A 604-nucleotide genomic window follows, 5' to 3' on the forward strand; every position below is an offset into this window, starting at 1 on the left:
GTAGGTCAGGGCTCCGTCGCGGACACAATCAACCAGGCCCGGCGCGGCGAGCTCGTGAGCTGACCACTCGTAGAGCTGCTGCAACCTCGGGAGGATCACCCCGAAATCCAGAAGGCGGCCGAATCGGATCTCGTCGCTGAGGTAAGACTGGACGCTGTTGCGGAGGGGGTACTCGTCGGGCAGCACGCGAGACAGCTGCAAGAAGATCCCGGTCATCCCGAGCCTCGGGTCACCGAGGAACGGGGCGAGCGGACGAAGCCACCCGAGTGACATTCGGGGAGCGGCGACGAGAGCATGGGCGTAGAGCACCCGGCACAGCACGACGTTCATGAAGAACCGCTCAGCGGCGTTCTCCGCCTCCGCCAGGTCTCGCTGCTCAAGGTAGGCGGCGACCACGCTTCCGTTATGCGCCCGGTACCAGGTCCGGGCGGTCGGGTAATCCGCGAAGGACATCCAGTGGTCGACCATCCGCGACGAGGCCGGGCCGGGAAGATCCCCGCTCAGGGCCACTGCCTCGCAGCCGTCCCGGAGGATGCGCTCGTTCACCGCACGCCACCACGGACTGCCGGGACGATCGCTGAACGCTGGTTGCAGCACACCTCGC

At 66.9% G+C, this 604-nt stretch carries 1 pseudogene; it reads right to left on the reverse strand.

From position 1 onward, the window contains the following. A pseudogene (locus tag U9980_RS24545) lies at nucleotides 1–546 on the reverse strand (hypothetical protein); the annotation flags it as partial. Nucleotides 547–604: the final 58 nt, after the last annotated feature.

The organism is Protofrankia sp. Cr1 (assembly GCF_963555865.1).
Lineage (GTDB): Bacteria > Actinomycetota > Actinomycetes > Frankiales > Frankiaceae > Protofrankia.